The sequence below is a fragment of the Streptomyces sp. NPDC090083 genome, from assembly GCF_044747445.1.
In the GTDB taxonomy this organism is placed as follows: Bacteria; Actinomycetota; Actinomycetes; order Streptomycetales; family Streptomycetaceae; genus Streptomyces.
Window position 1 is genome coordinate 994,817 of record NZ_JBIVED010000001.1, and the last position, 18,754, is coordinate 1,013,570.

Below are 18,754 nucleotides of genomic sequence, written 5' to 3' on the forward strand. Positions count from 1 at the left end.
GCACCCGCGTCGGCCGGACAGGTCCTAGTCCAGGCCGGCCGTCTTCAGCCAGGCCTTCGCCACGTCCAGCGGGTCCTTGTTCTGCGACTGGACCTGCGTGTCGAGGTCCAGCAGGGTCGCCGTGTCGAGCTTGGCGGAGACCGCGTTGAGGGCGGCGACGCCGGCCGAGGAGAGGCCGCTCTTGTAGACGAGGGGCTGCACGTTCTCGAAGCCGAAGAGGTTCTTCGGGTCCTGGAGCGTGACGTGCTTCTCCTTGACGATGGTCGGGTCCGTGGTGAAGAGGTCCGCCGCCTGGACGGTGTTCTTCTTCAGCGCGGCGGCGGTCAGCGGGCCGCCCGCGTCCAGCGCCTTGAAGGACTTGAACTCCAGGCCGTAGACGGACTTCAGGCCGACCAGGCCCTGCTGCCGGGTCTGGAACTCCGGCGAGGCGCCGATGACCAGGTCCTTCGCGATGTCCTTGAGGTCACCGATGCTGGAGTCGGACGTGAGGTGGTACTTCTTCGCGGTCTCGGCGTTGATCGTGACCGAGTCCTTGTCCTGCGCGGGCGACGGGTCGAGCAGCGACAGCTTGGAGTCGAGCTTGGCGTTGATCGCCGCCGTCGTGGCCGCCTCCGTCGTCGGGGTGGCCTTGGCGTCCAGGTAGGCCAGCAGTGCGCCGTTGTACTCGGGCAGCACCGTGATGGAGCCGTTCTTGAGGAGGCCGTAGGTCGTCTCACGGCTGCCGATGTTCGGCTTGTAAGTGACCTTGACGCCCTTGGCCTTGAGGGCCTCGCCGTAGATGTCGGCGATCAGGATGCTCTCGGCGAAGTTGTTCGAGCCGACGACGACGGTGTCGCCGCTCGCCTTGTCACCCGAGAGCGGGTTGTCGGACTTGCTGTCGGAGGACGAACCACATCCCGTGACCAGCGCAGCCGTCGCGGCGAGCGCGAGGGCGGCCGCGCCGGGGTACCTAGTACTGGACCAGCTGTTCTTCGCTTTAGAAGTCACAATTCCCGTTCCGGGTTTGGATGTTGGCACAGGCGTGCAGGCATGGCTGTGGCGTCCACGCGCGGGGCGTGAACACCGCACTCCGCTGATCCAATCCAGCCGGTTCTTGGTGAGTCAAGAGAAGTCCGGTCACCGATTGGCTTCAATGAGTGCCCAGTTGTGAAGGCAACGTAAACAGACCGGTCACGAACGCGGGCGCTTTGTAATTGATTCTTGACGTAGGGCGACGCCCTTGATCGTTCGAAGAGGCGGTAGTCTCCCCGGAGTTGGCGTCGGTCACAGCGGTGTGCGGGGGCCGCTTGGATCAAAAACAGTCACACGCGTCACTGCGCATACCGTGACAACACCCCACGAAGGAGGCCTGGTGTCCATACGGGGCTTCGCAGACCGTTGGCCCTTCAGGCGCAAGCTCAATCTGCTGGTCGGCGTCCCGCTCGCGGTGGTCGCGGCGCTGCTCGCGTATCTCATCGCGGATGAGATCGGCCAGTCGATGGATGCGAGCGACGCGGCTCAGCTGGTCCGCGACAGCGGGCAGGTCGCCAAGCTGGTGAACCTCGTGGAGGCGGAGCATCAGCAGGCCATCCTGCTCTCCGTGCGCTTCGAGGCCACCAACGACGGCGGCACCCCCTCGCAGAGCGCCTACCGGGCGGCCCAGAAGGCCGTGGACGCCCAGGTCGAGAAGGTGCGCGACACCTTCGGCGACCGGCTCCCGGACAACGAGGCCCAGGCGCTGCGGGAGATCAACGGCCTGGAGACCCTGCGCGACACCGTCGAGCAGAGCTATCTGCCCGCCGACAACATCGACCCGGCGTACACCAGTGCCTCGGACAGCCTGATCGACGGGCTGGACCTGGAGCACAACGCGAACCTCTCCACCAGCTTCACCGGCAACCTGCTGGACTCCGTGCTGCGGGCCGACGCCGCCCACAGCTCGTTCGAGACCAGCGTGTTCTCGGCGACCACCGGCGACAGCAACGCGCTGATCGAGTTCACCAACGCGGTCGGCTCCTACGACCTCTACACGTACCAGGCGGCCAGGTTCGCCCGGTTCGCCACCGAGGAGCAGGCCGACCAGCTCGCCGGCATCGAGCACACCCCATCGCAGCGGCTGATCGCCGAGGCCTACGCCGAGCTGCAGATCGACCCCAGCGGACTCCAGGCGTCGACGCCGACCGCCGTCCGCAAGGCCTTCGCGGACGCCATGAGCGACTACCCCGCCTACCCGCAGCAGGCCGCGAGCCGGCTGAAGATCACCAACTCGCTGATCGGCCAGATCGCGAGCCGCGCCGACAGCGCGTCCAGCGACGCCTCCTGGCGCGCCGGGCTGCTGCTGAACCTCGCGCTGATCGGCTTCGCGCTGTGGCTGTTCTTCGTGGTGGTCGTGCGCCGCTCGGTGGTCCGCCCGGTGCAGGCCCTCACCGGCGCCGCCAAGCAGGTCGCCGAGGTCGCGGGCCGTGAGCTGGCCCGCGTCGCCGACGACGACGCCGAGGACGACGGTCCGCCGATGCTGCGGGACATGCCGGTCACCGCGAAGGACGAGATCGGGGATCTCGCCGAGGCCTTCAACCATGTGCAGACCACGGCCGCCGCGCTGCTGGCCCGCCAGGTGATCAGCCGCCGCAACGTCGCCGAGATGTTCGGCAACGTCGGCCGCCGCGTCAGCAACCTGACGACCCGTCAGCTCGCGCTGATCGACGCGGTGGAGCGCGGGGAGACCGACCCGGCACTCCTGGAGCGGCTGTACTCCATCGACCACATCGCCGTCCGTCTGCGCCGCAACGCGGACAGCCTGATGCTGCTCGCCGGCATCCGCGAGACCGTGCTGGACGGCGGACCCACCGAACTCACCAACGTCGTACGGGCCGCGCTCGGCCAGATCGAGGGCTTCCAGCGGGTGGGCCTGCGGGCCGACACCGAGGTCATGGTGGAGCCCGACATCATCGGCGACCTCACCCTGATGGTGGCCGAACTCCTGGAGAACGCGGTCTCGTTCTCGCCCGCCGGCAGCCCCGTCGAGGTGGTCGTACGGTCCGACGGCGACGACGCGCTGATCGTGGTCGCCGACCACGGTCTCGGGATGAGCGCCGAGCGGATCGCCGAGGAGAACGCGCGGCTGATCCGCCGTGAGCGTCTCGACCTGGTGCCGACGAAGGTGCTGGGCCTGTTCGTCGTCGGTACGCTCGCCCGCCGCTGGGACATCGACGTCACGCTCGCCCGTACCCCGGGCGGCGGTGTGACCTCCGAGATCACGATCCCGGCGACGCTGCTGCTGCGCATGAGCGCCCTGGCCGCCACCGGCGCGGCAGGCGGCGGGTACACCGATCCGGGATCTGCGGCCGAGCCGACTCCCGCGGCGCCCGCGGCCGTCGAGCCGCCCGCCGTCGCACCTCACGACCACCGTCCGGCACCGTCCTGGGCCACCTCGGACTCCGGGCCCCGGCCGTCGATCACCCTGAACACGCCCGAGCCGGTCGCCCAGGAGCACATGCGCGCCGACGAGCCCGCCCCGCTGCCCCGCCGGGTCTCCCGCTACGACACGGCCCAGGCCGGCGTCGTGACGGAACCGGCTCCCTCGCACTTCCCGGTGGAGGAATCCGCCGAGGGTCCCGACAGCGCGCCCGGCGGATCCCGTCCGCTGCGGCGGCGGGTGCGCGGGGCCACCCTTCGTACGGGCGCCGAAGACGCCGCCCAGCAAGCCGCGCGGCAGGCCACCCGGCCCGCCGACGCGGACGCCGTCCGCTCGGCCCTCGAGGAGTTCGAGGCAGCCGTGGAACAAGCGCATCGCGACAGCGACACCCTCACGGGCCTGCGCGCACCGGACGGGAACCACCCGCACGACCCAGACCACCTCCCGAAAGGAGCGGAGCAGTGAGTACGTCGACAGGTGAAACTCCCACGGGAGGCACCACGCCGACCGATCTGCAGGCAGCCGCGGCCGACTTCAACTGGCTGCTCAACCGTTTCGCGACGGAGACCGCGGGTGTCGTCGACGCCATCGCGGTGTCCTCCGACGGTCTGCTGATCGCTGTCGCGGAACTCCGTGAGCGCGCCCACTCGGAGCGGCTCGCGGCGATCGTCTCCGGCATCACCAGCCTGGCCGCCGGGGCCTCCGGCAACTACGGTCTGGGCGGCCTGAACAAGGTCATCATCGACCTGGAGGGCGGCCACGTCCTCGTCTCCGCGATCGGCAGCGGCGCCGTCCTGGGCGTCGTCACCGACAAGGAGGCCAAGCTCGGAAACATCGCCTACGAGATGACGCTGTTCGCCAACCGTGCCGGTTCCGCGCTCAACCCGCAGCTGGTGCTCCAGCTGAAGAACAGCGTCGGCGCCGCTTCGGCTCGGTGACCGGTCCCCGACCGGTCGAGAGAGGAACAGCCACTCATGCCCGACGGCCGCACTCCGAGCGGTGCCGGCGCGGACGGGGCCACACCCCCGGGTCGCGATCCGGTGCGCACGCCTTCCGCCGTACGGCCGTTCCTGGTCACCGCCGGCCGGGTGGCGGGCGCCGGAGCGGACGACTCCGGGCGGCCGATCCCGGTCGAGACCCAGGTGGTGGCCACGGCCGCCGGGCTGGAGGTGCTCGACCGGCTCTCCTTCGAGCAGCACGACATCATCGCCGCCTGCCGGCAGCCGCAGTCCCTCGCGGAGATCGCGGCCCGGCTGCGGCTGCACCTGAACGTGGTGCGGGTCCTCGCCGAGGACCTGCGGGCCGCCGGGCAGTTGACGGTGCACGTGCCCAACACCGACATCACCCATGACGCAACCGTCCTGCGAAGGGTCATCGATGGCCTCCGCGCCATCCCCAACTCCCGGGGAGTACTCCGTGACACCGACTGAACCGGTCGCCCGCGGTGCGGCTGCACAGACCGCCGTACGACCGCCGCTGCCGGTCAAGATGGTCGTCGCGGGCGGCTTCGGCGTGGGCAAGACCACCACTGTGGGCGCGATCTCCGAGATCGAGCCGCTGACCACCGAGGCCGCCATCACCGAGGTCGCGGCGGGCGTGGACGACCTGTCCCACACCCCGCGCAAGACCACCACCACGGTCGCGATGGACTTCGGCTGCATCACCATCGACCCGACGCTGAAGCTGTATCTGTTCGGTACGCCCGGGCAGGACCGGTTCGGCTTCATGTGGGACGACATCGTGGAGGGCGCGGTCGGCGGTCTCGTGATCGTCGACTCCCGCAGGCTCGACGACTGCTACGCGGCCGTGGACTACTTCGAGCACCGGCAGATCCCGTTCGCGGTCGCCCTGAACGCCTTCGACGGCAAGATCGAGCACTCCCTCGACGAGGTCCGCTGGGCCCTGGACGTCAACGAACGCGTCCCGGTCCTGGCCTTCGACGCCCGCGAACGCGGCTCGGTGCGGGACGCGTTGCTGGTCGTGCTGGAGCTGGCACTGGCGCGCACACAGAACTGACGCCCGCGCGAAGGGAGATGGGGGAGGGTCACGGCGACCCTCCCCCATCTCCCTTTGCCCGGCGGAGTGTTCAGTTGCTCCGGCGGACCCCGGGTGACACCGCGAGGCGCGCGATGCCCCAGAACAGGCCCAGGGTCACCAGGGCCATGCCGGCGACGAGGGTGGCGCCGCCGACGACCTTCTCGTAGTTCTTCTGGTAGAGGCCGTCGATGATGTAGCGGCCGAGGCCGCCGAGGCTGACGTAGGCCGCGATGGTGGCCGTGGAGACGATCTGGATGGCGGCCGAGCGCAGGCCGCTGAGGATCAGCGGGAGGGCGACCGGGAGTTCCACCTGGAGAAGGATGTTCGTCTCGTTCATGCCCATGCCGCGGGCCGCGTCGACCGGGGACGGGTCCACGGAGCGCATCGCCTCGTACGTGGTGACGAGGATCGGCGGTACGGCGAGGACGACCAGCGGGATCATCACCGGGACCAGGCCGAAGCCGATCAGCACGAACATCAGCACCAGCAGGCCGAAGCTGGGCAGGGCACGGGCGGCGGTGGCGATGAGCGCCAGGGTGTTGCCGCCCCGGCCGGTGTGGCCGGTCACCAGGCCGACGGGGAGGCCGATGGCGGCGGCGATGGCGAGTGCGATCAGCGAGTACTGGACGTGCTCGCGCAGCCGGGTGGGGATGCCGTCGTAGCCGTGCCAGTGGCTGTTGTCGCTGAAGAACAGGTTGATGTAGTGGAGTACGTTCACCGGGCTGCGCCCTCCAGTGCGGGTTCGGCCGGTTCGGGCCGGTCCTCGGCGGGGCGGGCCTTGCGGGTGCCGCGCGGCATCCAGGGGGTGAGGAGCAGTCGTACGCCGACCAGGACGGCGTCCACGACGATGGCGAGGACGGCCGTGGTGATCACGGAGAGCCAGATCAGCCGCGGCTGGTGGTAGATCTGACCGTCGTTGAGGAGGTTGCCCAGCGCGCCCTGGTTGCCGATCAGCATGCCGACGCTGACCAGGGAGATGCTGGAGACGGTCGCCACCCGCAGTCCGGCGATGATCGCGGGTACGGCGATCGGCAACTGGACCTGGAGATACCGGCGTACGGGTCCGAGGCCCATCGCGGTGGCCGCGTCCAGGGTCTCCTGGGGCACCGAGCGGACGCCGTCCACGATCGCCGGGACGAACACCACGAGGCTGTAGACGCCGAGCGGGATCATCACGGTGGTCTCGGTCTGGCCGGTGTAGTCGATGAGGACGACGAAGAAGGCCAGCGAGGGGATCGCGTAGAGCACGGTCGTCACCCACAGCACCGGCGGGTACAACCAGCGCAGCCGCACGCAGAGCTGGGCGATCGGCAGCGCGACCACCAGGCCGACGAGGACCGGGATCACGGCCTCGCGCAGATGCAGCCCGATCAGACCGAGGTAGGTGTTCTGAAGGTCGCTGGGGATGCGGAACCAGTCGTTCATCCGGCGGCCTTCGTGCCGTCGCGGCCCGCCGCGTGCGCCGTGCGGATCGCCTCGCCGACGGCCCCCTGCGAGACGACCCCGACCACGCGCCCGGTCCCGTCGACGCCGACCGCCCACCCGGTCGGCGACAGCACCGCCCCGTCCAGCGCGGCCCGCAGCGAGTCCTTGCCGGCCTCGAACGGGCGGCCGTGGGCGAGGAGCCGGGACGGGTCGATCCGGCCCGCCGTGAGGGCGCCGGGTTCGCTCCAGCCCAGCGGCCTGCCGTCCAGGTCGGTGACCAGGAGGTAGGGCGCGTCGGGCGTGGTGCGTTCGGCGATCTGCTCGGCGGTGGAGTCGACGGCGACGATCGGGGAGGTCTTGAGGTCGAGGTCGGCCGAGGAGAAGAAGGAGAGACGGCGGATGCCCCGGTCGGTGCCGAGGAAGTCCTCGACGAAGGCGTCCGCCGGGTCGGAGAGCAGCTCGGCGGGCGGGGCGAACTGGGCCAGTTTGCCGCCGGTGCGCAGCACCGCGACCATCGTGCCGAGCTTGATCGCCTCGTCGATGTCGTGGGTGACGAAGACGATCGTCTTGCCCAACTCGTCCTGGAGGCGCAGGAGTTCGTCCTGGAGTCCCTTGCGGACCACGGGGTCGACGGCCGAGAAGGGCTCGTCCATGAGGAGGACGGGCGGGTCGGCGGCCAGTGCGCGGGCGACGCCGACGCGCTGCTGCTGGCCGCCGGAGAGCTGGTACGGGTACCGCTTGGCGAGGGCGGCGTCGAGGCCCACCCGCTCCATGAGTTCGGTGGCCCGCGCCCTGGCCTTCTCCTTGCCCCAGCCGAGCATGCGGGGCACCGTCGCGATGTTGTCGACGATCGTGCGGTGCTGGAAGAGTCCGGCGTTCTGGATGACGTACCCCATCGACCTGCGCAGCGTGTTGACCGGCTGCTTGGTGATGTCGGCGCCGTCCAGGGAGATCGTGCCCTCGCTGGGGTCGATCATCCGGTTGATCATGCGCAGGGTGGTCGTCTTGCCGCAGCCCGAGGGGCCGACGAGGACGGTGATCGAGCGGTCCGGTATGTCCAAGGACAGTTGATCGACCGCCACCGTGCCGTCCGGGTACCGCTTGGTGACTGAATCTATCCGTATCAAAACGCCGAATACCCTTCGGGTTTGGCAGAATCTGCCCGTTCTCGGCCACGGTCGCAGGCCACTGGGGGCAGAGTCTAGACCGCCGATGTTGCGGAAACTTGGCGGGTTCCGACTCGGCGGAGCCGGAACCCGGCGGCCGGAAAGCACTGTTGACCGGCCGGTGGCCGCGTACTGTCATGGACGGTGACCCGACGGTTCCCGACCCTTCTCGACCGCATACGCACGCATCCGGCCGTCCGATGACGAGGAGGGCGACGTGACGAACGGCGGTACGTCCCCCTCCGACGCCGCCGTGCTCGCCCGGGGACGCCGGCTGCTGGCCCTCGCCGGGGACGCGCGCGGCCGTGACTCGGCCGAGGAGGCGCGGACGCTGGCCCTGCGCGCGGCGGCCGACCTGGAGCGCGGGGTACGGCTCACCGGCGGCGCGGGCGCGCCCTCCGCCGTACGCTGCCGGGCCCTGCTGGACCTGGCCGAGGCGCGGGCGGTGGCGGCGGCCGACAGCGGGGCGACCGGGGTGCTGGAGGCGCTGCACGAGGCGGTCGAGGACGTGCGGGACGTGAGTCCGGACCTGCGGGTGCTGGCGCTGCGCAGGCTCGCCGAGGCGCACGGCGCCCGCTACCGCTACACCGCGGACCCGGCCGAACTCGACGCCGCCGACCGGGTGTTCGCGCAGGCGCAGGGGCTGGTGCAGCGCGACGACCCGGTGCGGGCGGAGCTGCTGGCGGGCCGTGGCGAGGTGCTGCTCGCCCGTGCCGACGGCGGCGCGGGACTGGCGGTGGCCGCCGAGGCCGTACGCGAACTGCGCGCGGCCCTCGCACTGACGGCGAGCGGTGAACTGCGGCTGGCGGAGCGGCAGTTGCTGTTCGGGCGGGCCCTGCACCGGCACCACACGGCGGGCGGGGCGGCGACCGATCTGCACGAGGCCGAGTGGATCCTGGCCCGCGCGGCCCGCGGCGCCCGGGCGGACCGTACGGCGGCGCTGGCCTGGCTGGAGCGCGGCGAGGTGCTGCTGACCCTGGCCGGGGCGACCGGGGCGCCGGAGTGGCTGGACCTGGCCGCGGAGTCGTACCACCACGGGGTGCGCAGCGCGCTGCGGGCCGGCGAGCCGCTGCTCGCGGCGCAGGCGCACCATCAGCGCGGCGCGGTGCTGGAGCGGACGGCGGGTCCGGTGCGGGCGCTGACGTCGTACCGGGCGGCCTGGGAGCTGTGGCAGCGCGCCGGTGCGGCACAGGGGCCGCAGGCCCGGTCCACGTTCGAGCGCATGACGGCGCTCGGGGCGACGACGTAGAGGAGTGCAGGGTGTCGGAGTTGGCGCGCTACGACGTGCAGGAGTACGCGGTGGCGGAACCGGCCGGGTACGCGCCGGACGGTGAGCGGGGGCCGTTGCCCGACTACACCGGGGTCGATCTGACCGCGCTGCGGGCGCGGGTGGACCATCCGGTGCTGGGCGCGGTGCTCGCGACGCTGCTGGCCCGGTCCTGCCATCCCGACGGGGGCCTTGTCGCGTATCACGAGGACTCCCCCGGGGCAGAACGATAGGGGCGGCAGAGCGCCGTCCGACGGGAGGCGACGCTGTGCACAGGGCACCGGAGCACACCTCAAGGACGGCGAGGGACCGGCGGCTCGCGCCGTGGCCGCATGCCGTGCTCGATGTGGCGGCGCTGCGGCGCGCGGGCAGACGGCCCTTCCCCTTCCGGCAGTTCGTGCTCAAGGTGCACGGCCGCTGCAATCTCGACTGCACGTACTGCGTCATCTACCAGGGCCAGGACGCCGGTTGGCGCGAGCGGCCGGCGCGGGTGGGTCCGGAGGTGATGCGGCAGACCGCGCGCCGGATCGCCGAACACGCCGTCGCGCACCGGCTGTCGGAGGTGCGGATCGATCTGCACGGCGGCGAACCGCTGCTGTCGGGGCCCGAGACCGCGCTCGCCTACACGGCCGCCGTGCGGGCCGCGCTGCCCGCCGGTACCGCGCTGCGGACCACCGTGCAGACGAACGGCACGCTGGTCACCGGGCGCACCCTGGACCGGCTCGCCGACGCGAACATCCGGGTCGGGCTGAGCCTGGACGGCGGCACCGCCGTGCTGAACCGCCGCCGGGTCGACCACGCGGGCCGCTCCTCCTGGCCGGCCGCCGCCCGCGCCGCCCGGCTGCTGGCGGACCGCCCGGAGCTGTACGCCGGGATCCTGTGCGCGATCGACATCACCAGCGACCCGAAGGACGTGTACGCGTCGCTGGCCGCCCTGCGCCCGCCCCGCCTGGACCTGCTGCTGCCGCACGCCAACTGGTCCCACCCGCCGCCCGGGCTGGCCGTCCGCCCGCCGCGCCACACCCGCGCCCGGGTCCCCACCCCGTACGGCGACTGGCTGGCGGACGCCTTCGACCTGTGGTGGGACGGCCCGCCGGACGGGACACGGCCGCGGGTGCGCCTGTTCACCGAGATCGTGGCCCTGCTGCTCGGCGTCCCCAGCGCCACCGAGTCCGTGGGCCTGTCCCCGACCTGCGCGGTGGTGGTGCACACGGACGGCGCGGTCGAGCAGATCGACTCCCTCAACCTGGCCTACGACCGGGCCACCGCCACCGGGTTCGACGTCTTCGGCAACAGCTTCGACGAGGCGCTCGACCACCCCGGGATCGTGGCCCGGCAGCTCGGGGCCGAGGGGCTCGCGGAGGAGTGCCGGGCGTGCCCGGTCGGCCGGGTGTGCGGGGGCGGCAACTACGGCCACCGGTACTCCGCGGGAACCGGCTTCCTGCACCCTTCCGTCTACTGCGCGGATCTGGAACAACTGGTGCGGCACGCGGCCCGACGGCTGAGCGCGGTAATGCCCGAGGAGTGACTCCGCATCGACTATCGTGCTCGCGAAAACCGGTAGAACCATGAGAAAACAGCTCAGTTGCCTATTTTGGGTGCAGGGGGAGACGGCCGGATGACCGACAAGTCCAAGGGCGCCGAGTCCCACGAGCACTTCACCATCAGCTACGCGGGATTCAACCGGCCGTGGGCCACCTGGATCGCCCACCAGCTGGAGCAGTTGGGGCACGAGACGACCCTGCTGCGCTGGGACCCGCCGCGCCGGATGTCGCTCGCCGAGGCGCTGCGCAGTCTGCTCCAGGCGCCCGGCCGGGTCCTGCTGGTCCTCGACGACTGGTACTTCTCGCTGGGCCCGCGCACCGACGCCGAGTGGACCCAGGCGCTGCACGAGGTGGTCCCGCCGCACGTCGACCGGTTCTCCGCGGTCAGCGTGGCCACACGGGCGCTGCCCGCGACCGCCGCCCCGCTGCGCCCGGTAGACCTGCGCGACCTGGACTCGCGCGAGGCCCGGCGCCGTATCCTGCGCCGCCTCGACCTGGACGCGACGATCTCCCCCGGACCGGTCTCCGGCACCGCCCCGCGCTTCCCGAACGACCCGCCCGCCGTGTGGAACGTGCCCCGCCGCAACGTCCGCTTCACCGGCCGCGACGCCATCCTGGAGAAGCTGCACGCCCGCTTCGAGGAGGGCGGTCGCGGGGGTGCCCGGGTCGCCCTGCGCGGGATCTCGGGCGTCGGCAAGAGCCAGATCGCGATCGAGTACGCGCACCGGTTCGGCAACGACTACGACATCGTGTGGTGGGTGGGCGCGCGCTTCCGGGCCCCGGCCCGTGAGCAGTTCGCCCAGCTGGCGCCCCGGCTCGAACTGCCGGTCGGGCAGGAGCTGGGCGAGCGGATCCGGGCGGTCCACGAGGCGCTGCGCACCGGCCGGCCGTTCCGCCGCTGGCTGCTCGTGCTGGACAGCGCCGACGACATGGAGCAGATCGAGGACCTCCTCCCGGAGGGCAACGGCCATGTCCTGATCACCACCCTCACCCAGGACTGGGCCACCTCGGGCAGCGTCACCGAGATCGAGGTGCAGCCCTTCCGCCGCCCCGAGAGCGTGGCCTACGCCCGCCGCCGCGCGCAGCGCCTGACCGAGCACGAGGCCGACGACCTCGCCGACGCCGTCCAGGACCTGCCCCTGCTGCTCGCGCAGACGGCGGCCTGGCTGGACGCCAACGTCATGCCCGCGAAGGACTACGTGGCGATGATCCGGCGCGGCGAGGCCAGCCAGATCGGGATCCGGATCTCCTCGGACTACCCGATGGGATTCCAGACCAGTTGGTCGATAACGCTGAACACGCTGCAGGAGAACAACCCCGAAGCGGTGGAGCTTCTGCACCTCTTCGCGCTGTTCTCGCCGGACGCCATCCCGGTCCGGCTGATGCAGGCGGCCCACCCGTCCGACCTGCCCGCGCATCTGGCCGCGCTCGCCGGCGACCCGATCCGCTGGCACACGGCGCTGCGCCGGCTCTCCGAGTCGACCGCGGTCCGCCTCGACTACGTCGAGTCCTCGGAGGCGGAGCCGGCCGTGGACCGCGTGTCCATGCACCGGCTCTACCACAGCTTCCTGCTCAGCACCCTCACCGAGGACCGCCGCGAGGCGCTGTCCGCCATCGCCTGCACCCTGCTCGCGGGCGCCGACCCGCGGCGGCCCAACGACACGCGTGAGTGGACCCGTTACGCGGAGCTGATCCCGCACCTGGAGACCGCCGGGGCACTGGACAGCCGGGAGCCCGTGGTCCGGCAGCTCGTCCTGAACTGCATCGACTACATGCGGGTGCGGGGCGAGAACCGGGCGGCCCTGCGCCTGTGCGAGCAGACCGTCGCCCGCTGGCGCACCCGGCTCCAGCCCGACGAGCGGGACATGCTGGTGCTGACCCACGACCACGCCAACATGCTGCGCCGCAGCGGCCGTTACCGCGAGGCGGAGGCCGTGGGACGTGCCGTCCTGGACCAGCTCACGGAGACCCGCGCCGACGACGACCCCGATCTGCTGCGCGCCAAGAACGGACTCGCCGGCACCCTCGTGTCCCTGGGCCGCTACGACGAGGCCCACCAGATGTTCGAGGAGTGCGTCCACGCCTACTCCGACACCCTGGGCTCCGAGGCCCCGCGCACCCTCCAGGACCGCGGCAACCTCGCCGTCGTCACCAGCCTGCTCGGCCGCTACGAGGAGTCGCTCCTGCTGCACCGCGACATCCTGCTGATCCGCGAGCGGCTGCTGAACCCGCGCCACCATCTCACCCTGCGCTCCGGCATGTTCTACGCCTGGATGCTCCGGCTGCTGGGCCGGTACGCGGAGGCCACCTCGCGGCAGGAACTCAACGTCCGCGCGCACCGGCAGGCGATGGACCGCTTCACCCCGCAGACGCTGTTCGCCGAGCACAACCTCGCGCTGTGCATGCGGCGCACCGGCGATCTGCTGGGCGCCGAGTCGCTGATGCGCAGCGTGGTCGAGCGGTTCGTGCAGCGGCAGGGACCGCGCCACCCGGACGCGCTGCTCGTGCAGGCCGACTTCGCGACCTTCAACCGCGAGCACGGCAACCTGGAGCAGGCCCGCGAGATGGCCGCCACCGTCGCGGAGGACTACGCCCGTCTCGTCGGCCCCGATCACCCTTATGCCGTAGGCACGTTGGGCAATGTCGGGCTCGCGCTGTGGGAGTACGGGGAGCGCGACGAGGCGCTGCGGATCGCCGAGGAGGCGCTGACCCGGATGCGGGCCGCGGTCGGTCCCGCCCACCCGTGGGCCCTGGGCGCGGCGCTGAACGCGAGCGGTGCGCGGAGCCTGGCCGGTGACGAGGAGGGTGCGGCCGAACTCAGCCGTGCCGTCCTGGAGTCGGCGCGTGCCGCTCTCGGGGAGACCCATCCGCTGACCCTGTCGTGCAAGGCGGCGCTCGCCGGTGACCAGCGCTCCCTGCGCCGCGGCCAGGAGGCCACCAAACTGGAGAACGAGGCGCTCCAGCAGCTCTCGGACACCCTCGGGCCACAGCATCCGCACACCTTGTCGGTGCGCCGCAGGGAGCGGCCGTACTGGGATTTCGAGCCGCTGACGACGTGACTCCCGTGAGACCCACCCGCAACGGGAGTCGCCGGGGCCCCAGGGCCGCTAGCATGGCCGAGTTCCGTGGCCCAAGGGGGACTTCGGCCTTCCTGGAGAGGTAGATCGTGCGGGGAAGAGAAGGGGACGGCCCCTCCAGGCTGGGAGAGCGGGGGCCGGACGGCGTGCTGCCCGACTTCGCGGATCTGGATCTGAGGGCCCTGTCCGGCCAGTCATCGCATCCGGTGCTCGCGGCGGTGGCCGGCGGCCTGTTGCCCCGGATGCTGCGCGGCGAGCCCGCGATGGCCTTCTACGAGGACGGCCCCTACCAACTGTGACCGCCCTGTGGCCCCTCGAGAAACTCGACGTCGCGGCGTTACGGCGGTCCGGGGTCCGGCCCGTGCCCTTCCGGCAGTTCGTCCTCAAGGTCAACGGCCGCTGCAATCTCGCGTGCAGCTACTGCTACGTCTACGAGGGCGCCGACAGCAGCTGGCGGGACCGCCCCAACCGGGTCTCCCAGGAGGTCGTGCGGCGCACCGCGGCCCGGATCGCCGAGCACGCGGCCACCCACCGCCTCACCTCCCTGCAGATCAACCTGCACGGCGGTGAACCCTTACTGGCGGGCGTCCCGCGGCTGATCGGCCAGGTCAGCGCGGTGCGCGAGGCGGTCCGCGAGCGCTGTGGCCGAAGCTGCACTGTTGACGCCTCGGTGCAGACCAACGGCACGCTCCTCACCGAGCGCGCCGTGGACCGGCTGGCCGACGCCGGCGTACGGATCGGGGTGAGCCTGGACGGCGGCACCGCCGCGCTGAACCGGCGCCGGGTCGACCACGCGGGCCGCTCCTCCTGGGCGGCGACCGTGGCCGGACTGCGGGTGCTGCGCGGCCGTCCCGACGCGTACGCGGGGATCCTCAGCGTGATCGACCCGGACTCCGATCCGGCCGAGGTCTACACGTCGTTGACCGCGTTCGAACCTCCTTCGATGGATCTCCTGCTGCCGCACGCCAACCACGCCTTCCCGCCGGCCGCGAAGGGCCCGCATCCTTACGGCGACTGGCTGGTCCGCCTCTTCGACCTGTGGTTCGACGCCGGTGAACGGGCCGTGCCCGTACGGCTGTTCCACGAGATCATCGCCCTGCTGCTCGGAGTGCCGGCCCGTGCCGAGGCGGTGGGCAACGCGCCCGTCGTCGCCGTCGTCGTCGACACCGACGGCACCATCGAGCAGGTCGACTCGCTGAAGACCGCCTACGCCGGGGCGCCCGCGACCGGACGCAACGTCTTCGACCACACCTTCGACGACGCCCTGGACCATCCGGGCGTGGTGGCACGGCAGTTGGGCATCGACGCGCTCTCCCCCACCTGCCTCGCCTGTCCGCTCGCGCAGGTGTGCGGCGGCGGCAACTACGCGCACCGCTACCGCCCGGTCGAGGGCTTCCGCAACCCGTCCGTGTACTGCGCCGACCTGCGCCTCCTCATCCCGCACATCGCCCGCCGGGTGCGCAGCGCCGCCGACGCCGACTTCCCGCGCGAAGCGATCAACGCCGGTTGACCACAAGGCTGTTGATGGCGCGCCAGAATTGGGGAAGGTAAGGGGAGGATTCCGGCTCTGCAACGGGGGAAGTGCTGCATGGCGATCGTGACGAGGGTGACCGCGGACGGCCAGGACCGGCAGGTGCCGCTCTACGTGGAGGTCGACACCCCGCTCGCACCGGATGGTCTCGACGGCCTCTACGACGGGATCGACACCCGGGAGAACGCGGCGGACCGCGTGCTGGCGGTGGCCCGGGACGTCTACGGCGACGGTCTGGAGCTGGCCCGGCGCTGCGCCCGGCAGGCGGCGACCCGGCTGCACGACCTCGGTGAGGGGCTGACCCCGGACGAGATCGAACTGCAGCTGTCCATCAAGCTCGACGCCGAACTCGGCGCGTTCCTGGTGAAGTCGGGGGCCGAGGCGCAGCTCCAGGTGACCTTCCGCTGGACCCCGGGCAGCGCGTCGTGACCGGTGGGCCGGGCGGCTCGGAGGTGCACATCCTGCCGTACAGCCATGTGGTCGGGCAGGCCGAGCTGAAGCTCGCGCTGGAACTCAACTACATCGCGCCGCGGATCGGCGGGGTCCTCATCAGCGGGCAGCGCGGCACCGCCAAGTCCACGGTGGTACGGGCCTTCTCGCTGCTGACCGGGGGCGAGCTGCCGGTCACCCTGCCGATCAACGCGACCGACGACCGGGTGCTGGGCGGCTGGGAGCTGGACGCGCTGATGCGGGGCGAGGCGCGGACCCAGCCGGGACTGCTGGAGGAGGCCGGCGAGAAGGGGATGCTGTACATCGACGAGGTCAACCTGCTGGACGACCACATCGTGAACATCATCCTGGACGTCGTCTCCACCGGTGTGCTGTCCGTGCAGCGCGAGGCCATCGACACGGTCCGGAGCATCGCCTTCGGTCTGGTCGGCACGATGAACCCCGAAGAGGGCGGTCTGCGGCCGCAGTTGCTCGACCGGTTCGGTCTGATGGTCGCCGTCTCCGAACTGGACCAGGAGCAGCGCCGGGCCATGGTGCTGGCCGTGCTCCGCTTCGACGACGCGGCCGGCACGGACTCCCCCTGGCTGGCCGAGGGCCTCGACCGGGACCGGGAGTTGCGCGAGCGGCTGGACCGGGCCAGGGACGGCGTCCAGGACGTGCGGCTGAGCGAGGACATCGCGAAGCTGTGCGCCGATGTCGCCACCCGGCTGCGGGCGGTGGGCCATCGCGGCGAGGTGGTCACCGCGTGGGCCGCCCGCGCGCTGGCCGCGTTCGAGGAGGCGGACGCCGTGACCGCCGACCATGTGCGGCGGGTGGTCCCGCTGTCCCTGCGGCACCGGCGGCCCGAGGCCGCGCACGGCGGTCCGGTCGAGTGGACGGCGGAGGAGTCGGAGCTGCTCGACGGGCTGCTGGGGTGAGCGCGCCCGCACCGGCGCGCCCGGTCGGGCCACGGCAGCGCCTGTTGCAGGTCCTGGCCTGCTCCGCGCTGGGCCCCGGCCTCGACGGGGTACTGCTGTTCGACCTGGAGCCCGAGATGGTCGCTCCGGTGACGGACGCGTTCGCCGCCCTGCTCCAGCTCCGCGAGCAGCGTCCCGTACGGCGTGCCACGCTCGGCTCGGTCACCGGTGACGACGAACTGTGGCTGCGGCCGACGCTGGGCCACGACGGCAACGGTGTCAACTTCTCTCTGTCACCGGGCCCGTTGGTGGACGACTCCGCCGACTCCGCGCTGGTCGTCGTGGTCCCCGACCTGGTCCGCCTGAGCTTGCCGGGCATGCGGGCGGCCGTCCAGCTGCTCGGCGCGGACGTGGCGGCGGTCGAGCGGTCCGGCTTCCGGGCCCGCTGGCGCCCCCGCGCCCGCTGGCTGGCCGCCTGCCAGGAGGCGGAGATCGGCCGTCTCTCCCCCCACCTCCTGGACCGCTTCCCGATCCGCCTCAACGCGGCCGGTCTACGGCGGACCAGCAGCGGCCCCGACCGGGTGCTGGACGCGCTCGACGGACGTGGGCCCGAGCCGGGGCTCGGCGAGCTGCCGCCGTCCTGGCGCAGCGCGCTCACGGCCCGCACCCGCCCGGCGTGCACCCTGACGGAGGAGGCGGCGGCGCACGTGGTGGGCCTGTTCCGCGGGGACACCAGCGGGCGGCGGGCGATCGGGCTGGCCCGGCTGGCCCGGGTCCTTGCGGTGGTGAACGGCGCCGACACCTGCGGCCCCGACCGCGTCGACGAGGCCGCCCGGCTGCTGGGGGTGGCCGCGCCGCCGGGGGCCCCGGCGGGCACCGGCCACTCCGCCGACGGCACCTCCCTCGCCACCGGCGACGGCACCGCCGGCAGCCCGCCCCCGCCGGAACAGCCGAAGCCGGACCCGGTGCCCGAGGAGACCGCGCCGACGGGCCAGCCGGGCAATGCGATGGCGCTCCCCGCGGGGCCCGCCGAGGCCCTGGACACCTTCACGGCCGACACGGGAGAGGGGCAGGGCTCCCCGTTCCCGGAGGACGACGCCCGGTTCCTGCGGGAGTTCGCGCCGCTGCGCATCCCCTGGCAGCGGCGGCCGGAGCCGAGTTCCGCCCGGGGCCCGGTCATCGGCGTCCGCTCCGCGACGACCCTGCGGGACCTGGCGGTCGTCGCGACCGTCGTGGAGGCGGCCAAGCACCAGAACCTGCCGGGCCGCCGTGCGCTACGGGCTGCCGGTGACGGCCAACTGATGGTCCTGCCGGGGGACTTCCGCAGCTACGCCCGGCTCCCGGTGGCCGAACGCATGCTGGTCCTCCTCCTCGACCACACCTGCCGCCGGGGCTGGGACTGGCAGCCGGCGCTCGCCCCCTACCTCCAGTGGGCCTACACGGGACGGGCCTCGGTCTGCCTGGTCGAGGTGGGCAGCAGGGACGCGGCCCACGAACTGCGCGCCGACCACTTCATCGCCCGCAGCGTCCTGGACCCGAGAGTGGGCAGCGCCCTGCACCGGCGGCCCGGCCGCAGCACTCCCCTGGCCCACGGGCTCACGCTCACCGACCAGTTGCTCCGCCGAGCCTTCCAGCAGCGCTCCAACCTGGTCGAGGCCTGGCTGGTGGTCGTCTCCGACGGCCGGGGCAACGTCCCTCTGGACGCCAGCGCGGGCGGACGCCTCCTGGGCCCGGTCCGCCGCGCGGGCATCGACGACGCGATCACGGCCGCCGCCCACATCGGCGCCATGGGCCGCATGCGCCTCCACTCGGTGGTCGTGGACGCGGCCCGCCAGCCCCACCCGGACCTTCCGTTCCTGTTGGCGGACGCCCTGGGCGGAGTGACGGTGGCGGGCCGCACGACGCGAGGGGCGATGCCCCATGTCCATTGAACGCGTGCCCTTCCAGCACCCCGGGAACCGGCGCCC

17 protein-coding genes are annotated in these 18,754 nt (G+C 72.1%); 13 read left to right on the plus strand and 4 right to left on the minus strand.

Annotation, left to right across the window (positions count from 1 at the left end):
• Positions 1-24: 24 nt before the first annotated feature.
• On the minus strand, positions 25-987 hold the full coding sequence (locus ACIPTO_RS04195) for an ABC transporter substrate-binding protein (RefSeq protein WP_366312171.1): 963 nt from the start codon (positions 985-987) through the stop codon (positions 25-27).
• Positions 988-1,351: 364 nt separating this feature from the next.
• On the opposite strand from ACIPTO_RS04195, the gene ACIPTO_RS04200 reads away from it, so the two are divergent.
• The 4 genes from ACIPTO_RS04200 to ACIPTO_RS04215 are packed head-to-tail and all read left to right on the plus strand — an operon-like array spanning position 1,352 to position 5,410.
• The gene (locus ACIPTO_RS04200; RefSeq protein ID WP_401189345.1) at positions 1,352-3,859 is read left to right on the plus strand and encodes an ATP-binding protein; all 2,508 of its coding nucleotides are present in this window, start codon (positions 1,352-1,354) and stop codon (positions 3,857-3,859) included.
• Positions 3,856-4,332 (plus strand): roadblock/LC7 domain-containing protein, encoded by a 477-nt coding sequence (locus tag ACIPTO_RS04205; RefSeq protein WP_366312175.1) that lies wholly within the window; start codon positions 3,856-3,858, stop codon positions 4,330-4,332. The genes ACIPTO_RS04200 and ACIPTO_RS04205 overlap by 4 nt, the downstream gene beginning before the upstream one ends.
• A gap of 36 nt (positions 4,333-4,368) precedes the next feature.
• Complete coding sequence (locus ACIPTO_RS04210; protein WP_401189347.1) at positions 4,369-4,824, plus strand: DUF742 domain-containing protein; 456 nt, start codon at positions 4,369-4,371, stop codon at positions 4,822-4,824.
• Positions 4,811-5,410: an ATP/GTP-binding protein gene (locus ACIPTO_RS04215; protein WP_366312179.1), complete on the plus strand. Its 600-nt coding sequence runs from the start codon at positions 4,811-4,813 to the stop codon at positions 5,408-5,410. The genes ACIPTO_RS04210 and ACIPTO_RS04215 overlap by 14 nt, the downstream gene beginning before the upstream one ends.
• 70 nt (positions 5,411-5,480) lie before the next feature.
• On the opposite strand, the gene ACIPTO_RS04220 is transcribed toward ACIPTO_RS04215, so the two are convergent.
• The 3 genes from ACIPTO_RS04220 to ACIPTO_RS04230 are packed head-to-tail and all read right to left on the minus strand — an operon-like array spanning position 5,481 to position 7,983.
• Complete coding sequence (locus tag ACIPTO_RS04220) at positions 5,481-6,149, minus strand: ABC transporter permease (protein WP_366312181.1); 669 nt, start codon at positions 6,147-6,149, stop codon at positions 5,481-5,483.
• Entirely contained in the window at positions 6,146-6,856 is a 711-nt protein-coding gene (locus tag ACIPTO_RS04225) for an ABC transporter permease subunit (protein WP_366312183.1), read from the minus strand. The genes ACIPTO_RS04220 and ACIPTO_RS04225 overlap by 4 nt, the downstream gene beginning before the upstream one ends.
• Positions 6,853-7,983, minus strand: a complete 1,131-nt coding sequence (locus ACIPTO_RS04230) for an ABC transporter ATP-binding protein (RefSeq protein ID WP_401189350.1) — start codon at positions 7,981-7,983, stop codon at positions 6,853-6,855. Before ACIPTO_RS04230 ends, ACIPTO_RS04225 begins: the two co-directional genes overlap by 4 nt.
• 256 nt (positions 7,984-8,239) lie before the next feature.
• Between ACIPTO_RS04230 and ACIPTO_RS04235 the strand changes: the two genes are divergently transcribed.
• The 9 genes from ACIPTO_RS04235 to ACIPTO_RS04275 all read left to right on the plus strand — a co-directional run bounded on the left by ACIPTO_RS04235 (position 8,240) and on the right by ACIPTO_RS04275 (position 18,718).
• Positions 8,240-9,271 (plus strand): hypothetical protein, encoded by a 1,032-nt coding sequence (locus ACIPTO_RS04235; RefSeq protein WP_401189352.1) that lies wholly within the window; start codon positions 8,240-8,242, stop codon positions 9,269-9,271.
• An 11-nt stretch (positions 9,272-9,282) separates the two neighbouring features.
• The gene (locus tag ACIPTO_RS04240; RefSeq protein WP_401189353.1) at positions 9,283-9,522 is read left to right on the plus strand and encodes a YxD-tail cyclophane-containing RiPP peptide; all 240 of its coding nucleotides are present in this window, start codon (positions 9,283-9,285) and stop codon (positions 9,520-9,522) included.
• A gap of 35 nt (positions 9,523-9,557) precedes the next feature.
• A complete protein-coding gene (locus ACIPTO_RS04245; RefSeq protein WP_401189355.1) occupies positions 9,558-10,817 on the plus strand; it encodes an FxsB family cyclophane-forming radical SAM/SPASM peptide maturase in 1,260 nt (419 codons plus the stop codon).
• A gap of 90 nt (positions 10,818-10,907) precedes the next feature.
• Positions 10,908-13,892: an FxSxx-COOH system tetratricopeptide repeat protein gene (gene fxsT / locus ACIPTO_RS04250; RefSeq protein WP_366312191.1), complete on the plus strand. Its 2,985-nt coding sequence runs from the start codon at positions 10,908-10,910 to the stop codon at positions 13,890-13,892.
• Positions 13,893-13,999: 107 nt separating this feature from the next.
• On the plus strand, positions 14,000-14,209 hold the full coding sequence (locus ACIPTO_RS04255; protein ID WP_366312193.1) for a YxD-tail cyclophane-containing RiPP peptide: 210 nt from the start codon (positions 14,000-14,002) through the stop codon (positions 14,207-14,209).
• 5 nt (positions 14,210-14,214) lie between these two features.
• A complete protein-coding gene (locus ACIPTO_RS04260) occupies positions 14,215-15,420 on the plus strand; it encodes an FxsB family cyclophane-forming radical SAM/SPASM peptide maturase (protein ID WP_401189701.1) in 1,206 nt (401 codons plus the stop codon).
• A 78-nt stretch (positions 15,421-15,498) separates the two neighbouring features.
• Positions 15,499-15,870, plus strand: a complete 372-nt coding sequence (locus ACIPTO_RS04265) for a CU044_2847 family protein (protein ID WP_366312197.1) — start codon at positions 15,499-15,501, stop codon at positions 15,868-15,870.
• Entirely contained in the window at positions 15,867-16,808 is a 942-nt protein-coding gene (locus tag ACIPTO_RS04270; RefSeq protein WP_401189358.1) for an AAA family ATPase, read from the plus strand. Before ACIPTO_RS04265 ends, ACIPTO_RS04270 begins: the two co-directional genes overlap by 4 nt.
• Complete coding sequence (locus ACIPTO_RS04275; protein ID WP_401189359.1) at positions 16,805-18,718, plus strand: magnesium chelatase; 1,914 nt, start codon at positions 16,805-16,807, stop codon at positions 18,716-18,718. Before ACIPTO_RS04270 ends, ACIPTO_RS04275 begins: the two co-directional genes overlap by 4 nt.
• The last annotated feature ends 36 nt before the right edge of the window (positions 18,719-18,754 follow it).

Excerpts from the sequence above, each read along its gene's own strand:
- ACIPTO_RS04210 (WP_401189347.1), top strand. The coding sequence starts at position 4,369 with ATGCCCGACGGCCGCACTCCGAGCGGTGCCGGCGCGGACGGGGCCACA.
- ACIPTO_RS04225 (WP_366312183.1), bottom strand. The coding sequence starts at position 6,856 with ATGAACGACTGGTTCCGCATCCCCAGCGACCTTCAGAACACCTACCTC.
- fxsT (WP_366312191.1), top strand. The coding sequence starts at position 10,908 with ATGACCGACAAGTCCAAGGGCGCCGAGTCCCACGAGCACTTCACCATC.
- ACIPTO_RS04265 (WP_366312197.1), top strand. The coding sequence starts at position 15,499 with ATGGCGATCGTGACGAGGGTGACCGCGGACGGCCAGGACCGGCAGGTG.